1 protein-coding gene is annotated in these 319 nt (G+C 71.8%); it reads left to right on the forward strand.

The genetic code is table 11. The annotated features are described in order from the left end of the window. Nucleotides 1-319: lytic murein transglycosylase (locus tag K3A85_RS17805; RefSeq protein ID WP_225207855.1), on the forward strand; the 319-nt coding region annotated here is incomplete at both ends.

Below are 319 nucleotides of genomic sequence, written 5' to 3' on the forward strand. Positions count from 1 at the left end.
CGCTCGCCTACGAGGGCCGCCGGCGCGAGCTGTTAGACGACGAATTCGTCGCGCTGCTCAAGATGATCGACCGCGGCGTTCCGCGTTCCAAGCTGGTCGGCAGCTGGGCCGGCGCCTTCGGCAACCCGCAGTTCCTGCCAAGCGTCTACCTGCGCGTGGCGCAGGATGCGGACGGCGACGGCCTGGCCGACATATGGTCGAGCACGCCCGACACGCTCGCCTCGATTGCCAACTACGTCCGCGATGCGGGCTGGCGCCCCGGCCAGCCGTGGGGCGTGGCGGTCGACGTGCCCGCCACGCTCGACCGGGCGAGCCTCGG

Origin of the sequence: Novosphingobium huizhouense (assembly GCF_020179475.1) — a bacterium.
In the GTDB taxonomy this organism is placed as follows: Bacteria; Pseudomonadota; Alphaproteobacteria; order Sphingomonadales; family Sphingomonadaceae; genus Novosphingobium; species Novosphingobium huizhouense.